The sequence below is a fragment of the Pirellulales bacterium genome (assembly GCA_035656635.1).
In the GTDB taxonomy this organism is placed as follows: Bacteria; Planctomycetota; Planctomycetia; order Pirellulales; family JADZDJ01; genus DATJYL01.
This window is the reverse complement of the sequence record DASRSD010000039.1, coordinates 36,285-54,376: the sequence shown is the minus strand read 5'-3', so window position 1 is coordinate 54,376 and position 18,092 is coordinate 36,285. Positions and strand designations below refer to the sequence as shown.

Here is an 18,092-nt window from a genome sequence, read left to right as displayed (position 1 = left end):
ACCAATCGCTACGCCGGATGTTCAGGCAATTAGTTGCAGCGCGGAACGCAACTCATCAGCGGTAGATGGACGAACCAGCCGGGCGACCTCCGTGCCGTTTTTCAGGAAAATCAAAGTGGGCCATAACTTCACATGAAACGATCGGCCCAATGCGCGGCCAGGGCCATCTTCGACGCCCAAATGTTTCACTGTAGGGAATGTTTGTAGCGCCTCTGCAATTATTGGCCACGCTGCGCTGCAGTAACCACACCAGTTTGTTCCGAAATTCAAAACAAGGGGTCCCTCCAACGCGTCGACATCGCTGCGTGAAAGCCCAGATTTATAGATGGCCTCTTGTGAACTCATGGTGGAAATCGAAAGTGAGGGATTATGCGACAGGCTGATGTTTCATCATACCAGCCCAGCCAAGTTCCCTGGGCGGATGAATCGTTGGTTTCCCCGTGGTTTCCGGCAAGAAATAATTTTTCTTATTGCGTGCCCCCCTCCGGGGCAGCGTGCCGCTTTATTAGGTAGAGGCATTAAGCCTGGTCGACGACCTGCGACGAAAACCGACCAAACCACGCAGATTTTGAAAACCGCTCTTTTCAATTAGGGAGAACGACCATGAACCGCTCATTCATCACCTCGCTTGGAATTGTGATTTGTGTGACGGGCTGGTTGACACTTGCAAAAATGCAAACTGTGTCCGCCGCCGAAAGTCGTTCGGCATTCCTGGCAGGCCGTGCGATGCTGCACACGAAAAATCCGCAGGCTGAAAAAACCAAGAACCTGCGCGATGGCGTCAATTACGATGATGTAAAATCCAATCTCACGCCGGAAGGGGGACGTGACGCCAAATACGTCCAAGTTTGCTGTGCCGAAACTCGCCCGCCGATGTTGCAGTACCATCCGCAGGTAACGCTGGAAAACTGGCAGACTTCGTATGATGGTTCCGAGCGGTCCAACTACCGTGGCGATGGCGAAATCCGGCACGGCGTAGAAAAAATCGTGGACTGGGATTACCCAGTGCAACAGCGGCACATGTGGGCCTAAGTCAACCACATACTGCTGCAAACGAAGCAAAACGGCCTTCGCAGTGAGGCCGTTTTTCTTGCGCAACGGGCATCTTTACGGCAACCAATCCTTCGTTTGCTTGGCAAGTTCTTCTCGCAGCCGACGCCACCGCCGCTTGACGGTGCTTTCGTCAACGGATAATAGCCGGGCCACTTCCTGTTGCGACAGCTCCAAAAAGAACAGCAGGTTTACAAGTTCTCGTTCATCGTCGGGGAGCGATTCCACGAATTGGTGGAGCTCGAGCCAGTCTGCCAATCGTTCCGGGCCGTCGACACCTCCATGAGGAACCGACTGCGCAATTTCGTCGATGGGCGCTTTCACATGGGCTGGGGAATTTTCCGGCAACTTGGTGATGCGCTCGCCGCGCGAGGTCATGAATTTGGCCCGGCCGAAATACTTCCGCGACAAATCGAGCAATACACGGCGAATTTCCGTGGCGGCCAGTCCGTGGAACTCGCGCACGGTGGTTGGGTGCACGTCTTTCAGCGCCAGCCACAACCGCAGCATGGCGCTTTGCATTACGTCGCCCGTCTGTTCGAACGTTCGCAGGCGATTGAACTGATTCAGCATGCGGCGCGCCAACATATTGAATCGCTCGCTGGCAAACTCGAGGAGTTGGTTTCGCGCGGCTGCATCGCCTTGACGCAGGCGATCTAAGCACTGTTGCAAATCGTCGGTGGTGATTTCGCCCATGACGGAACCAACTCCGGGCTGCACTACTCGCGCGAAGTTACGACCGAAGCGTTCGCAGATGCTTCGGTGGAAGGGAGCAGCGCTGCTCCGATTAGTTGTAGTCGATGCTCTAGCCGATGGGCAAGTTAGCCAGCATGTTTGCACATAGCCCGACTGTCAGTCGGGCAATTCGGCCTTAGCCTGCTGTCACCCAATGCACCAAATTGCGACAGTAAGTATGATGGACGGAACCAGAAAACCTCGCGTTTTATGCCCGCTTCACGTACCACCATTTCATTTCTCGACGCAAAAACGCCATTATTTGTGGGCGTCGATGTTGGGGGTACGAACACTAAAATTGGATTGGTGGACGATTTAGGCCGCACACTCTCGTTTCTCTCCATTGCCACCGAGGAGCCTGCTGGACCCGAGGCCGGCATCCGCCGCATCGGAAATGCCGTGAGGCAAATGATCATGGTGGCGGGCTTACCGCCGGGAAGTGTGGCACGTGTGGGGCTGGGCACGCCGGGTCCGCTCGATTTGGCAACGGGGACACTCGTGGCTCCGGTGAACATGCCGCACTGGCATAACTTTCCCATCCGCGATCGGCTCGCTCAGGCGTGCAACCTGCCAGTAACCTACGGCAACGACGCCAGTGCCGCTGCCTTCGCCGAATATTGGTTGGGCTGGGGGAGCGTGCAAAGCCTGGCCATGTTTACCCTGGGCACTGGCATCGGGGGTGGCATCATTGTCGATGGTAAGCCGATCGACGGGCAACACAGCCTCGGCGGCGAATACGGTCACGCCATTATCGATTGCAGTGAAACGGCCCGGCTATGTGGTTGTGGTCAGCGTGGTCACTTAGAAGCATACGCCAGTGCCACCTCGGTGGTGAAGTGCACGAATGAAGAATTGCAATCGGGCAGAAAATCGTCGCTCACTTATCGAATGGAACAAGGCGCACCACTGACGACGCTGTTGCTGGCCGAAGAAGCCGAAAACGGCGACGCATTGGCGCTGGAAATTGTGATGGATACGGCCCGGTACATGGCGGTGGGCATCGTCAATATCATGCACACCATCGATCCTGAAATCATCATCCTCGGGGGCGCGATGAATTTTGGCGGAATCCAGTCGCAGCTGGGCAGGCGGTTTTTAGAGCAAATTCGCCAAGAAGTGCGTCGCCGAACCTTTGCGATGCTGGCCGATCGAACGAAAATTGAGTTTGCCCGGTTAGAATCGGACGCCGGTTATCTCGGCGCCGCCGGCTTGGCACGCACCGAATACTATCAGTCAAAAAATGTGTGAGATGGATTCAAGCTTATTTGGCGGCAATCTTCGTAACTATTGATCGGCCGCTATTTCCGGACTTCGTTTAAAACGATTTGCCAAGTTGGATATTTTGGCGAATTGCCGTGCGATAGCGTGTGCACCAAATCCAGCAAGCTGGGGTCAAAAAACTCGGCTAATCCCAGCACCGTCAGTGCGGAATGCGGCTGAAAGGCAGATCCCGACTGGTATTCTTTTGCGCCGGCTTCCGCTCGTTTGCGATCGAAACTGACTTTTGAGTTTACAAATTCGGCGTGCGTTTTCGTGCCTTGCGCATAAGGCAGAAGAAACTCGATTGTTTTGCCAAGGCTGCCTCCCTTAGGCGATTGATAGGAATACAAATCGACGCCGTTGGCTTTGGCTGCGATGGCCAACGTCAGCAAGGGAGCCAGATCATAAAGATGATAATGCAGGGCGTCGCGCTCGTGAAAATCATACGTGCTGCCGTCCGGTTCAATGTTGTGTTCGATTTGCTCTTTGTACATTCTTACCGTCGTGTCGATCAGCGCCTGGTCGGGCAACAAAAAGGCGATCAGGCCCACAATTTTTAAGCGGTGGCTATGCCAATTGTTGAAATGATTATTGTCCTTGCTTTTCGCCGTGGCCAGTTCCACAGCGGCGACGCCTCGCAAATACGCATCCACGGCTTGGCGCTCGTCGGCGGAAAACGTGCTGCGAGTTAAATCGTAATTGAACAGCAACGGTTCCAAGTTCGTGTCGTCAATCGGGTCCCCTTTGGAGTGGTTGGTTCCCGCCCACACTAGAAGGAACTCGCGCGATTTGTCCGCATATTTTGGCTCGGCGGTTACGGCGTAGGCGAAGGCGAGTGCCTCCAGCTTCCCCATGTCGGCCAGGCTTTCCTCGGTTTTCAATTTCACGGGATCCTTGGGCAATTTTCCTTCTGTCTGAATTTTGTCGATGGGCTTAGGCTGGTCGTTCAATGCCTGGTCTGCCTGACGCTTGAACGCGGCAAACATCGCCCCGGCATCCTTATCGCCGTGCACGATTTCCGCTAATCGTTTCCGTTGCACATCGGTCAGCGAAATAGATTGGGCCACGCCCATGGCAGTTCCGAAGACGCCAAGCCAGCTTAACAGCGAGCAAACGATCAGCGTGATCCAAAATCGCATGGCCTAACGGGGCGCCTCGCTCAAGTTTGAATTGCGGATTCGTAGGTCAGGCAATGTGGGCATGGACGGCTTTGCAAAACCCACGCTTTTCGTGCCCGGATTCCGATCGAACTGTGGCAACTAATGCTGCAAGTATTTATTCTAACGTAGGTTACATCCATTCCGCTTCTTGAGGAATGCAAAAACCAATAAAATGCGGAAAGAAATTTGAGCAACTGTTGTAACGATTAACCGGCTTTTGGAAATAACTAGTGTCGGTGTTTGCGCGGGCCGTAAACTTCGATTTTTGCTCGGCTGGAAGGTGGGGGGACGCGTGGAGCAAGAAAATACCGAAAAACTGGCTCGCCTGTGGACGGAGTCGCAGTCCGTGGTGGCGGCTTTCGTATTTTCTTTTGTTCGAGATTTTCATGCTACGGAGGACATCGTTCAGCAGGTGGCTGTAGTGCTGGTCCGGGAATTTGAAAAATATGATCCGGCTCGGCCTTTTCTCCCCTGGGCCATGGGAATTGCAAAGAACGTGGCTTTGAAGGAGCGTCGCGAAATGTTGAAGGATGCCAACCGGCTATTAGAGATGGGCTTAATCGATCAATTGCAGATGGCATTTGAAGGGAAGTCGGATGAATGGACGGCCACGCGCCGGGCCTTGCGATTGTGCTTGGAAAAGCAAAGACAGCGACTGTTGGAAGTTTTGCGTTGGAGATACGCGTTCGATTTGAAGCCGCAGGAAATTGCTCAACGAATGGGCATTACTTCCGGGGCGGTGCGCGTCATGTTGCACCGTGCTCGAAGCGGCTTGCGAGATTGTATTCAGCGCAAATTGAATGCCAGCGCCTAAGAAAACGTCCTCATAGGATCCCCGCGGAATGTTGCAGCTAATCGACGATTATCTGGATGGCACGGCCGATAACGCGGCGATCGCGCAGCTCAAGGCCTGGTTGGAAGCCGATGGGGAAAACGTGGAAATTTTTGCGCGCGAGGTGTTTTTTCACCAACAGTTGCGCGAATCGTTGTTGGCCGAGAATTCAGCGCGCTTCCTCAAAGAATCGTCGAACCCCGCCGCGGCCGAAGGCATTGCGGAGGAGCAAAGCAAGCCGGCTCGTTTCCCTCAGGGATTAGGCGGCAGCTTCTTCACTTGGCCACGTTCGCCGCTGGGGATGTTGCTGCTTTTCGTTGTCGCGATTGCCGCATGCTGCTATGCCGCGTTTCGCATAGGGGCGATGGGCAATTTCGCGGATCCCAGAGCGACGCAGCGAGTGGCGGGCGATAAAGGGGATGCGGTTCCTTATGTGGCAAAACTGGTCAAAGTCACCAATTGCCTGTGGGATTCCACGCATAGTACCGCGGCTTTGAAACGCGATAGTGAGCTCAGCCCTGGTCAATCGCTCTGTTTGCTGGAGGGTGTGGCCGAAATCAATTCGGTCTTGTCCGATGGGAAAGTCGGGCAGTTTATTCTCGAAGGGCCCGTCAGTTTGATGATGACCAGCCAAGGCGTGCCTAGTTTGCAGTACGGAAAAGTCTCGGTGGCGATTAGCGGGGAGAGCGACTTCTACGCTCTGGAGACCGGCTTGGGCAGCGTGATTGCCTCGAACGATGCCTCATTTGGCATTATTTCTTATGCCAATAAGGTGGAACTGCATGTGTTTTCCGGCGGCGTAATTTTTGATCCGTCGCAATTATTTTCTGCCGGCAATTTGGCCGGCCCGCTTCCCGTGGCTGCGGGCAGCTCGCTACGAGTTTCGGTGGATGCCGAGCGATCGATCGCCGTGCAAAAAGGAATGGCTGAGGAGGGGGCGTTTATTACGCAGGCCTCCATGAATGCCAGCCATTTGAACATTCCCAAAAATTATGTGACGGCGATCAAACAGGCTAAGCCGGTGGCCTACTGGCGGTTTGATAACGTGCAAGAAAATTTAGTTCCCAACGAAATGGGCGATCGCTTTGCTTGCCGCATTGAAGGGCACGTCGACTGGCGCACCTATCCCAATGGAAATCAAACGGCCGAATTCGGCATGTCGTCGCAATCGGGTTTATTATTGTCGAACGACGATTTGGCGGACGCTTTGAAGGATGCCTATTCCATCGAATTCTGGATGAAGCCCGGCTATTGCCAGTTTGGTTCGATCTTTTTGCTGGTGAAGTGCAACGCCGATAGCTCCAAGCTCCCGCTGCACGGGGCCATGGTCGAGCTGATTGGGCCGGCATCGGATCCGAGTTCCAGCGCGTCGCAAATCGATCGGATTCGCTTTTTGCACCGCAATCCACCGGGCATGTCGCCCAAAACGGGAACATCGTGCTATTCCAACGTGACGTATACGCCCCGTATTTGGCAGCATGTGGCAGCGGTCAAGGACGGCGTGCAAATGAAATTATTTTTAGATGGAAAAGTGGCGGCGGAAGCGACGGATACCACCGACACCCCCGCCGGATTACGCATTTTAATGGGCCAGTTATTTACGTTTACCTCCGGACCGAATGCGGCCACGCGGCCTTTTGTGGGCGAATTGGACGAAGTTGCCTTGTACGATCGGCCGTTGACCGAAGCGGAAATTAACAAGCACATTCGATTGGTGCGCACGGCCGCGGCCGATGGCAACACATGGTAGCCGGTTAGGCAAATTGGAATTGTGTCGGAAGCAAATTGAAACATGACGCCAATGGCCAGCATATTCATTGTTTAGCAAAGAGACATGATGAAAGTCCAAAAGCTAACGCTCGGTTATTTGTAGCAAAAAGAGTTGGAGGCCAAGGGGGCACTCTTAATCCCCCCCCGATGCCCCCTTGGCCGAAGACTTTTTTTGCCAATGTCAGGCGAATCCCACGAGCAGCAGTGGAAAACAAATCAATGCGAAACCAATCACCCCTAAACTAGCCGTTTGGGTGTGAAAAGAATATGTGTAAATGCTTGCTTTGTAACGAGTTTGGGTTTAAATATAGAGAATTACGAGGATCTTGCATTCGACGTTGTGGGCATCAACAACGTTTGCAAAATTGCATCTCAATGTTCCGGACTCGGGGGCTATTCCGGAAAAATTTTCGGTAGGTAATTGGTGACGGGGAAGTGTATCGAAGTTGCAGCGACCCTGTGGTGAGTGCACTTCGACGCTCTCCATGTAAAAGTTCGTACGATTTCGAAGAGATACAGCTCAGATTCAGATCGAATCGGGGGATTCAAGTCTTAGGGGGAACCTATGTTTGCCAGCCAGCGTATGCCATCGGCACACTCTATTTCCATACGGTGCAATATGAGAATGATTCTGAAACAATCTTGCGGTGCAAGCCGTGGCTATTTTTTGATTGTGGCGATCTGTCTGGCAATGATGACTGGGGCAATTTCCAGAAGCGCTAAGGCTGCGGTCGACACCTGGCTGGGCAATGATCCGACGGCCATCTGGAGCGACGGCGCGAACTGGACCGGGGGGAACAGTCCTCCCCTGAGCGGCGACTCGCTAGTGTTTGGAGGCGCAGGTTCCAATGGCACGACGCTGACCGACGATTTAACAAGCAGCGCGTTCCAAATCACCGGCATCACTTTCAATGCCGGTGGCAGCGCGTTCATAATCAACGGCAATGCAATTGGACTCAACGGCGGCATTACCGATACCTTTGTTGGCACCGAAACCGACAATCAGGCCATCGACTTACAGGCCACCGACACCATCTCGGTTGGCACAGGCACTACAGCATCAACGCTTGTGCTCGGAGGCAACATCAGCAGTGGCAGCGGCACGTTCGGTTTGAACTTTGTCGGCGGAAGCACTACCGCCTTCAGCGTTTTATTTCTTACCGGTACCAACACCTACACGGGTGGAACATCCGTATCGGGCGGAATTCTCAGCATCAATAGCGATGCCGCATTAGGGGCTACGTCGGGCGCTTTAACTTTTGCCACAAATAACAGCACGCTGCGTGCGGGCGCAGGGCTAGTGACTCTCGGAGCCAGCCGAAGCATCTCGATTAGCAGCGGCGTTACTGCCGTGGCTTTTGACACAGGCGCAAACACGCTGGTCATCAATAGCAACATTACAGCTGCCTCAGGACCGGTCACCTTGACAAAGTTGACGAGCAGCACCGGCATGATTGTCCTCGGGGGTAACAACAGTTTCGTCGCTGGCAGTTCATTTCAATTCGCGAATACCACCGCCGGCACCACCATCGATGACGGCATTTTGCGTTTGACCAGCAGCAATGCTCTGGGCTCGAACGCTTTCACCCTCGACAACGATTCCGGCAATAACGGCAACACCGTCGATTCAGTCGTGGAGTTTAGTGGCGGCATCACCATCGGCAGCAACGTGACGTATTTCAGCCGCACGAAGAATTCCGGCAATCCCATGTTCCGAAACATTTCGGGAAACAATACGTACGCCGGCACCTTCGACCTGAGCAGTTCCGGCGGTTTAGGAACCGTCGAATCGGCCGATCCCAACGGCACGTTCACCATGTCGGGTCCCATTACTACCGGCCCCGGCCCCAGCGGAGCAACTGGTATCGCTGCCCGCTCCCTGATGTTTTCCGGCAACGGCAACGGAATTATTTCCGGCGTGATTCAAAACGGAACATTTGGCTTGAACAATGTCATTGTAAGCGCCAATTACAACACCACCTGGACTTTCACCGCTGCAAATACGTTTGCCTCCGGAACCTCGACGTTTTGGGCGAACGGCGGCACTTCGATCATCGATTACAATGCCGGCGGTTTGCTTCCCGCCACCACCAGCTTAACGATGGATGGCGGCAATTTCACGATGAAAGGCAATTCGTCGGGCGCTACGGCCCAAACATTTGTCGGCTCATTTATCATTGGCGGTAGCGCTAACGGCAACCTCGGCGGCGGCGGCACCATTGCCATTAATCCTAATGGCGGCGGCGGCACGACCTTGACTTTGCCCAACACTTGGACCCGTAACGCAGGAGGAACGGTTCACTTCGATCTGTCGCAGGGAACCCTCAGCAGTCCGGCCTCCGTGTCGTCGAATCCCACGACGATGACCAATGGCATTTTCGGCTTTGCCACGGTCAACGATGGCGCCGGTATTGGATTCGCCACCATCAACAGCGGCGCCGTGGCACGCTATACCGGCGCAACTCCACTCACCAGTGCCGGTAATTCGGCCACAACCAATTTCAGCACTTCAGGCGCCCTGATAATGGCGGGCACATTTGCTGCCAACTCGCTAGCCATCGACACCAGTGGCGGCGCCGGCAGCTTGGACCTTGGGGCGCCGGCCAACGTGATGACCGTAACCACCGGCGGTTTGCTCTTTACAGGCGCAAATGACTTCAACATTACCGACGGCATCGTGAAAAGCGGCACGGCAACGAATTCCGATCTGATTATCAATCAATGGGGAGCCGGCAAACTCACCATTAGCGCGGTAATCGCCAACGGAACGGGAGCCTCCACCCTGACTAAATCGGGCTCGGGAACTTTAATTCTGGGAACGACCAATACCTATACGGGCCGGACATTTATCAATGGCGGCACTATTTCCATGGCGGCGGACAATTTAGGCGCTACCACCTCGCCCGTTACCTTCAATGGCGGAATCCTGCAGGCGACAGGCAGCTTCTCCTTAAACGCCGGGCATGCGATGACCATTAATAGTGCCGGCGCTATTTTCGACGTCACCGGCAGCAACAATTTGACGGTGGCCAGCAATTTGGTGGCTACTGCAACGGGTGTGAATGGAAACACGGGCAATTCGCCAGCGGCCATTACCAAGCTGAACACGGGCACGCTTACCCTGACCGGGACGAATTCCTACGCCGGCGGCACCTTCATCAATGCCGGCACATTGATAATCAGCAGCGATGGCAATCTGGGCGCTACCCTTCAAGGCGCTGCCAGTGGCCCGGGTGTTCCCGATATCAATATCATCTTTAGCGGGTCCAGCACGCTGCAATCGAACGCTACGGCACTTTCTTTGAATGTCAACCGCACGACGTTGATCGACAGCGGAGTCACCGCGAATTTGATCCCACTTACCGGAAGCAGCACTAACAGCTTCACGCTGGCCGGCGCCATCACCAGCCAATCCAGCAGCGGCAATTTGGCGATTGGCAACGGCACCACGACCGGCAGCGTCGTGCTTACCAGTGCAGCAAGTACCTACACTGTTCCGACTACCATCAACAGTGGCACGTTGACCGTCAGTTTTCTCGCCGACGGCGGAAATCCCAGCAGCATCGGCGCTTCCACCAATGCGGCCAGTAATTTGGTGTTTAACGGCAACAATACCGAACTCAACTACACCGGCGCCACAACCAGCACCAACAGAAATTTCACGATCAACTCCACGATCGGCACTCCTCTGACGGCAATTTTCGGCGTCAGCACCGCTGCAACGCGCTTGACCATGTCGGGCACAGAAGCCGCGGCGAATAATGCCAGCCTCACGAAGGTTGGTCTCGGCACCTTGGTTTTCACCGGTACGCACACCTATACCGGCGCAACCACGGTTAGTGCCGGCACCCTGCTGGTAAATGGCAGCTTATCGGCCAGCTCGGCCGTCAGCGTCAGTGGTACGATTGGCGGCACGGGCAGCGTTGGGGCGCTAACCATTAACTCCGGTGGTACTTTATCGCCGGGCGACCCTCTAGTGAGTAATGGCGTTAGCACTACATTCGCGCCGACTTCGCTGACGTTTGCGAATGGCTCGTTAATCAGTTTCGATTTTAACACCGGTTCCGCGCTTTCGACCGGGCACGATATTGTTACCGTTTCCAACGCGAATGGTTTGGCGATCAACGGCGGGGCGCTCAGTTTGATTCTGGCCGGCACCGCGGGCACTGCCACGCCCACTCCGTTTGCCACCAACGGCACCTACGATTTGTTTAATTACACGACCGGCTTTACCGGCCTGCTGAGCAATCTGTCCATTGCGAACGCCCAGTCCGGGAAGTCGTACAACTTTGTCAACAATACCTCGCTGCATGAAATCCAATTGACCATCGGCACCAGCACCAGCGGCTCCTGGACCAACGGATCGGGCAATGAGCTGTGGACGAATTCCGCCAACTGGGTAAGCAGCAGCATTCCCAATTCCCAAGGCGCCACCGCCAACTTCAGCACCGATTTGATCGGCGGCGACGGAGTGGTGCAGCTCAATGGCGGAAAGACGGTCGGCGGTTTGGTATTTAACAACGGCGTACCGTTCGATTTGATTGGCACCACCGCCAATCACACCGGCTCAACTCTGACCGTTGACAATGCTTCGGCGGGCGCTTCGATCAACGTTCTCAATGGCACGCACACCATTGAAGTGCCGATGGCGCTTAACTCCAGTGCGCAGATTTCCACTGCCACGAACACCAGTTTGACCATCAGCGGAGCCATCAGCACCAGCACGGGTCAAGGGGTGAGCGTTTCTGGCACCGGCGTGGTCATTTTGACCGGCAACAATAGTTACACCACCACCACCGTTGGCGCGGGCGCCACACTCGCGATTGGCGGCGACGCCGTCACCATTGGCGCTGGCGGGACGAGCGGCACGTTAGGTACCGGCAATGTCACGCTGGGTGCCGGCGCGAATTTGATATTTAATCGCAGCGATAGCGCTTTAAACGTCGCCAGTAACATTCTCAGCAGCGGCAATGTGCTCATGAACGGCTCCGGCGCCATTACACTGTCGGGAGCCAACTCCTATGCCAGCCTCGCGGTGAATAGCGGTACCGTGAATCTCAATAACGCCAGCGCCCTACCCAGCGGCGCGGCTTTAACCGTCGGCAACACCAACGCGAATTTGAACGCCACGTTGAACTTGAACGGCAATAACGCTTCCGTCACCAACTTTAGTTTGCCCATCGCGGGCGCTGTGGTTACCGATAATTCAGCGACTCCAGGCGTAACCTCCTTGTCGGTCGCAATGAGTGCTGCCACCGATATTTTGGGCCAAATCACCAAGGGCACAAACCGTGATATTGCGCTCACCATTGCCGCGGGGGGCAATACCGTAACCTTCGATACCACGAGTGTGAATACTTACGGCGGTGGAACCACGGTAAATTCCGGCGTCATCAACGTGCTCAACAACAGCGGATTGGGCACCGGGCCAATTACCGTGAATGGCCCCAACACCGGTTCGCCGGTTGCCAGGTTGCAATTGCACGACGGCGTCACGCTGACACCCAACATTGTCATCAACACGGTTTCGCCCGGCACCGGCTTAGGCGCCTTGACGACCGATGCTATCTCGTTATCGGGCACTGCTACATTTTCTGGCTCGATTACGATTAACGCCGCCACGGGCAATGGCGGTGACATTGTCGGACCGGGCGCAGGGTTGTTGAGTTTTACCGGGCCAATTACCACCGGCTCCGGAGTTGCCGCACTCGTGGTTCGTGGCGGGAATGTGCAACTTTCCGGTGGCGGAAGTTATCCGCAAATCAGTATTACCGGGAATGACACGACGCTAGGAGTCACCGGTGTCACCAGTATTGGTGCAAATAACGGTATTGCCCCCAATGCGGTTGCCGCCCTGGGTGTAAGCGGCAATGGCACACTGACGACGCTGGATTTGAACGGCTTTAACCAGACCTTAGCGAGCATTGTTACCAGCCAATCCAATAGTACTGCAAATACTTCAACAATCACCAACTCCTCGACAACGAGTGCCTCAATACTAACCTTGGCGCCCACGGCTACCACGAATGCCTCCTTCGCCACCAATACCGCCACGGTGGGCACAGCGTCGATTACCGATAGTGACTCGACCCACCCACTAAGCGTTGTGTTGAACGGCGATCCGGCAGGCATTCAGCAATTTCTGGTTGGCACGGGCGGCGGGTTTACCTACCACGGAAGCACCACGCTCACCAGCGGCACCCTCGTTGTCGACGATATTGAAAACGGCGGCTCTTCCAGCAGCATCGGCGCCTCGGACAGCACCGCCACCAATTTAGTTTTCAATGGCGGCACACTGCAACTCACGGGCGCCACCTCCCGCAACACAGACCGCAATTTCACCATGAACGATGGTAAAACAGCGACCATTGATGTCGTCACTGCCGGCGCCAGTCTCACGCTGAACGGCAACGCCACGGTCAGCGGAACGGAGAGCTCCAATCACGCCAGTTTTTCCAAGCCGAATAATCCGGGCGCCATTATCGTCAATGGCACCATGGGGTATCACGGCAATACGACCATCGGCGGAGGCATGCTGCAGGTAAACGGAACTCTAGGAGCCGCCGGTTCAACGGGAAACATTAGCGTGGCGTCCAGCGCCGTGCTGAATGGCACGGGCAGCATCAATGGCGTGCTCAATCATAATGTCGCGGGAGCAATTATTAGTGGCGGCACCCACGTGCTAGTTGGAAACGTGGTTTCCGGCAATGGTGGAACTTTAACTTTCGACAATGGTTTAACGCTCAACGGCGGCACCGTGCGTTATTATGTCGATCAAAGCAACTCGTCGACACAAGATTTAATCAACGTCGCCGGCGCCGGCTTAACCATTGGCGCAAGCATCACGCCGCTTGACATGGAGCTGCAAAATCCGAACTCCACTTCTCCGGCTACCTTCCAATATACTCTATTCACCCTGCCCAGCACGGAAACCTCGATTGCAAATCTTGCCAACTTGCAAATCACCTCCAGCAATGGCGGGCGAACAGGTTTTAGCCCGATCAGCCTCATCGCTGGCGGTCCAACCGGCAGAGAGCTGGTTACCACGGTGACGTTTGGCTCAGGCCACGATTTGGATTGGAATTCAACTTCGGATTCGAATTGGGACACGACCCATGCCAATTGGTTCGATACGACAAGCTCCCTAAACAACCAGACTTATTTCCAAGGAGACAATGTCCACTTCGTCGATAACAACACGCATCCTGTGCCGGGTGGACAATTGCAAACGGCAATTGCTTTGAACACAACCGTAACCCCCGGTTCGGTAACTTATAACGCTTCGACCAATAATTACACCATTTCGGGAATTGGAAAAATCAGCGGCGCTGCCACGCTGAGCGTAGGTACTGGCACAAGTACCGGAACGCTCATACTGGAAACCAACAACGATTACTCCGGCACCACCACTGTCAATTCCGGCACGCTGAATATTGGCGGCGGAACGGCGTCCGGATCGCTGGGCACAGGGTCCCTGCAAATCAACAGCCCTGGCAATTTGATTTACAGCCGAAGCGATTCGACAACCTTCGCGCCGACTTCGGTGAGTGGCAACGGTAATTTAATATTTGCTGGAACGAATAACGTAACGGCTCAGAATGCAGATTTAGGCGGATTCGGCGGCACCTTGACCGTACAATCGGGCATTGTGCGTCCGGCCAATACGAATAATCCGCTGAGCGGCAGCAACAACATCGTTCAAAATGGCGGCGAATTGTACTTCGACACCGGCAGTAACCACGCTCCCAGCCAGCCGATTACCATCAACGGCACGGGCACCGGCGCCAGTGGCGCAAATAACGATGGCGCCATTCGCGTGGGAGCGGCCACGACCACCACTGTCAGCGGCACGGTCACCGTGGGCTCCAACGCACTCGTGGGCTTGGACGGCGGAGCAACTTTGGCCTTAACCAACAGCACCGCACTTTCCGGAACCAATACCACGCTGTCGGTCACCGGCGGCGGCACGCTCTCGATTAGCGGCGACGTGAATTTGGGCGCGACGGGCGGCATCGTGACGGTAGCCGGCAGCAACATCCAATTCGCCCCCAATGCCGGCACGACTATTAACGTGAACAGCCCATTGACTGGCGCGGGGCCACTTACCATCACCACCGCGGGCACGGGCAACGCGCAAGGTTCGCTGGGCACTACCGTTTTGAATGTCGACAGCCCTTCCTATACTGGCAACATGACCATTGGCAATGGCTCTGGTAATTTAGAAATTACCACGGGCGGTGCGTTGGGTTCGCCCACGACGGGCACTTTCACGATTGGCGGCAGCACGAATAATACGAATTTGGTAGGTACTTTGTTGCTAAATCCAACGTCGGCCGGAATTACCGTAACTAAGCCGATGTCGCTTGGTGCACGACAAGGAAATGGAATCAATGTGTTCCACATTCAAAATGTGGCAGGTAACAACATTTTGTCTGGCGCCATTACACTACTTTCCGGAGGCAGCGACTATAATCTCGATTCCGATGCCGGCTCGCTAACCATTCAAAGCCAAATTGCCATTCCTAGCGCTCTCACGACGCTCCGCAACGTAAAACTATCGGGTGCAGGCAACGGAACTTTGGCCGGTGGAATTGCAGATTCCGCGGCCGGAGCGGGCATGATGAACTTGGTCAAAAGCGGCAGCGGCACCTGGACCATCGGTACGGCCAGCAGTGTTCGCGGCGGATTAACGTTAAACGACACCGGCACGCTCTCCACCGGCGGCCATAACCTCACGTTCAGCGGCAACACCGCAACCCCAGGCACAGGCACTACGGGAACGTTGAACCTGGCCAGCGGCACGCCGACCATCGACTTGAGCAATGGCAGCAGCATTTTGACATTCGACGACAGCAGCGCCGTTTCCTGGAGCGGCAGCTCCTTGGCAATTGCCAACTGGACCTTCGGAAACGATGCCTTGTACGTCAGTAAGAGTTCCGTCGGGTTGAACTCCACGCAGCTCAGCCAAATCGATTTCACCGGATTCGCTCCGGGCGCTCAAATTCTAGGTGACGGCGAAGTCCAGCCCCTTGGCTTTGCGACGCTGCTCGGCGACGTCAATTTGGATTCCCATGTCGACAGCCGGGACCTAATCGCTCTGATGAGTGAACTTATCAACACCGCAGGTTACCTCGCGGCGCATCCGGCGTTAACCAACGCCGAGTTACTGGCCATTGCCGATGTCAACCATGACGGCAAAGTTAATAATATTGACGAGCAGGCGCTCATCAATTATTTGCTTGCCGGCCATGGCAGCAATGCACCGGTGCCCGAGCCGGCCAGCTTCCTGCTTTTGGCCCTGGGCGGTTTGGCAGTGGGCGGGCGGTTTTACCGTCGCAAGCGCCGTGCAGTAGTTGAACTTGGAAAAAACGATTGAGCAAAGCTCATTGGCGTCGATCTGCAGCAGGATGACGTAATGAAAGCTTCCGCGGTCCGCAGCAAGCTGTTCAAAAATTTGTCCGTCGCATTCGTTTTCGCGATAATTCTTCCCCGCGCCGCATGCTTTGCCGCCTTTAGCGGCACGCCGGTCACTTTCAACGCTGATGGGGGCTGGTCTTGGTTTTCCGATCCGCGCGCCATTATTACGAACAATCAATTAATCATCGGCTCCATCGCCGGCGCCAATGGCACGATCAATAATGGGAATGGTGGCACCTCTGCGGCGGGAGATGTCGATGTTACCGATTACAATCTCAGCACCCACGCCAACACCGAAACATTGCTGCACGCCGCGTTCAATCAGGACGATCATGCGGATCCGGCCTTTGCCGTTCTGCCCGATGGGCGAATTCTGGTCGAATATCAAACGCATGGAGCCAACAACCTCGTCCAGTGGCGCGTCAGCACTACGGCCGGCGAAGGCACCATGTGGGGGTCCGAGCAAACCTCCACGGTCAACACCACGAATGACGGCAACGGAAACACCTACGGCAACCCGTTCTACTTAAGCGTGCCCAACGAGGTGGTTAGCTTCTCTCGCGCCATTGGGTATGACCCAAACTATTCCACGTATACAAGCCTGGGCAATGCTACGCCTACGTTCACATACGGCGGGCATTGGATGTACTGGCGGAATCCCAACAACGAAGCGCTGACCGGTGGCAATGGCAGGCCGTACGTCAAATACGCCTCCAACGGATCGAACACTGTCTGGTTTGCCACGACCGAAGATAGCCCCCAGAACTATCTCAACAGCCTGTACGTGGGCTACATGCAATTTGCCGCTAATGGCTCGGCGAACATATTTACTTCCACCGGCGCCATGTTGGGCGGCTTAAGCACCGGCACGGCGCCAACCACAGGCGGGGCGAATCCGCCCAGTACCGGCAACGCCGGCGATCTTGCCAGCGGCACCGGCAAAAGCTATCTGCCGACCGATTTCACACAAATTGCCAAGGCGAATGGCGTGGCCGCAGACGGCTTCAACTTAAGCGGCACCAGTTCTTTCGGCGCTGGCTATGTAGGTTGGGCCAGCTCCATGCAGTTAGATTCCAGCGGCAACCCGTACCTCGGCTTTGTGGTCGTTCGCAATCTTAACGGAGCATACGGCAACGATTTGGAATACGATTTCGCCCATCTGGTTGGCGGCGCGTGGCAAGTTTCGCGCGTCGGTTACGCCGGCTTGCCGCTGTACAATAGTCAAAATCAATACGCAGGCCTGCTGGCGGTCGATCCGCTGAATCCGAACAAAATTTATTTTTCCGCCGATGTAAATCCCACCACGAATGCCGCGCTGCTGGGCCCCGATGGCCACCAGCACTGGCAAATTTTCCAGGGCACGTCCTCCGATAACGGCAGCACCTGGAGCTTCAGCCAATTAACAAACACTTCGTCCGACAACATCCGTCCCCAGTTGATCACGGGCAACGACCAGGAAGCGCTGATCTGGATGCAAGGCACGTATGCCGCCTATACAACCTTCAACACCAGCGTCGTCGGGCTGATTGATGTCAATCCGCTCCCCGGTGACATCAACCGAGATGGCCATGTCGATTCAGCAGATATCGTGGCTTTGGAGCAAGCTTTGACTAGTCCCAGCGCCTATACTGCGTTGCATTCTTCGCTATCGGCCAGCGACATTCACACCATCCTGGATGTCAATGGCGACGGCAAAGATACCAACGCCGATGTCCAAGCCCTAATCAACAATTTGCTCAATGGCCAAGGCAGCACTGCTGCGGCGGTTCCCGAACCCGCCGCTGGGCTGCTTTTGGGGCTGGCCGGTGCAGTGCTCCTCGTGGTACAAATCCGGAGGAAGTAGGAATTGGCACAGGGCGTCCGGGCGG

At 55.3% G+C, this 18,092-nt stretch carries 8 protein-coding genes; 6 read left to right on the top strand and 2 right to left on the bottom strand.

Going from position 1 to position 18,092, the window contains the following annotated elements:
• Positions 1 to 603 precede the first annotated feature (603 nt).
• Positions 604 to 1,032: a hypothetical protein gene (locus VFE46_03145; GenBank protein ID HZZ26981.1), complete on the top strand. Its 429-nt coding sequence runs from the start codon at positions 604 to 606 to the stop codon at positions 1,030 to 1,032.
• Between the two features lie 75 nt (positions 1,033 to 1,107).
• Here VFE46_03145 and VFE46_03140 read toward each other — a convergent pair whose 3' ends face one another.
• On the bottom strand, positions 1,108 to 1,746 hold the full coding sequence (locus tag VFE46_03140) for a sigma-70 family RNA polymerase sigma factor (GenBank protein ID HZZ26980.1): 639 nt from the start codon (positions 1,744 to 1,746) through the stop codon (positions 1,108 to 1,110).
• A gap of 249 nt (positions 1,747 to 1,995) precedes the next feature.
• Between VFE46_03140 and VFE46_03135 the strand changes: the two genes are divergently transcribed.
• Positions 1,996 to 3,033 (top strand): ROK family protein, encoded by a 1,038-nt coding sequence (locus VFE46_03135; protein ID HZZ26979.1) that lies wholly within the window; start codon positions 1,996 to 1,998, stop codon positions 3,031 to 3,033.
• 50 nt (positions 3,034 to 3,083) lie between these two features.
• Here the strand turns inward: VFE46_03135 and VFE46_03130 are convergent, their stop codons facing one another.
• On the bottom strand, positions 3,084 to 4,184 hold the full coding sequence (locus VFE46_03130; protein ID HZZ26978.1) for an alginate lyase family protein: 1,101 nt from the start codon (positions 4,182 to 4,184) through the stop codon (positions 3,084 to 3,086).
• A gap of 286 nt (positions 4,185 to 4,470) precedes the next feature.
• Between VFE46_03130 and VFE46_03125 the strand changes: the two genes are divergently transcribed.
• From VFE46_03125 to VFE46_03110, 4 genes are all read left to right on the top strand, one after another.
• Positions 4,471 to 5,019 (top strand): sigma-70 family RNA polymerase sigma factor, encoded by a 549-nt coding sequence (locus tag VFE46_03125; protein ID HZZ26977.1) that lies wholly within the window; start codon positions 4,471 to 4,473, stop codon positions 5,017 to 5,019.
• Between the two features lie 28 nt (positions 5,020 to 5,047).
• On the top strand, positions 5,048 to 6,787 hold the full coding sequence (locus tag VFE46_03120; GenBank protein ID HZZ26976.1) for a LamG domain-containing protein: 1,740 nt from the start codon (positions 5,048 to 5,050) through the stop codon (positions 6,785 to 6,787).
• Between the two features lie 645 nt (positions 6,788 to 7,432).
• Entirely contained in the window at positions 7,433 to 16,183 is an 8,751-nt protein-coding gene (locus VFE46_03115) for an autotransporter-associated beta strand repeat-containing protein (GenBank protein ID HZZ26975.1), read from the top strand.
• A 39-nt stretch (positions 16,184 to 16,222) separates the two neighbouring features.
• A complete protein-coding gene (locus VFE46_03110) occupies positions 16,223 to 18,067 on the top strand; it encodes a BNR-4 repeat-containing protein (protein ID HZZ26974.1) in 1,845 nt (614 codons plus the stop codon).
• Positions 18,068 to 18,092: the final 25 nt, after the last annotated feature.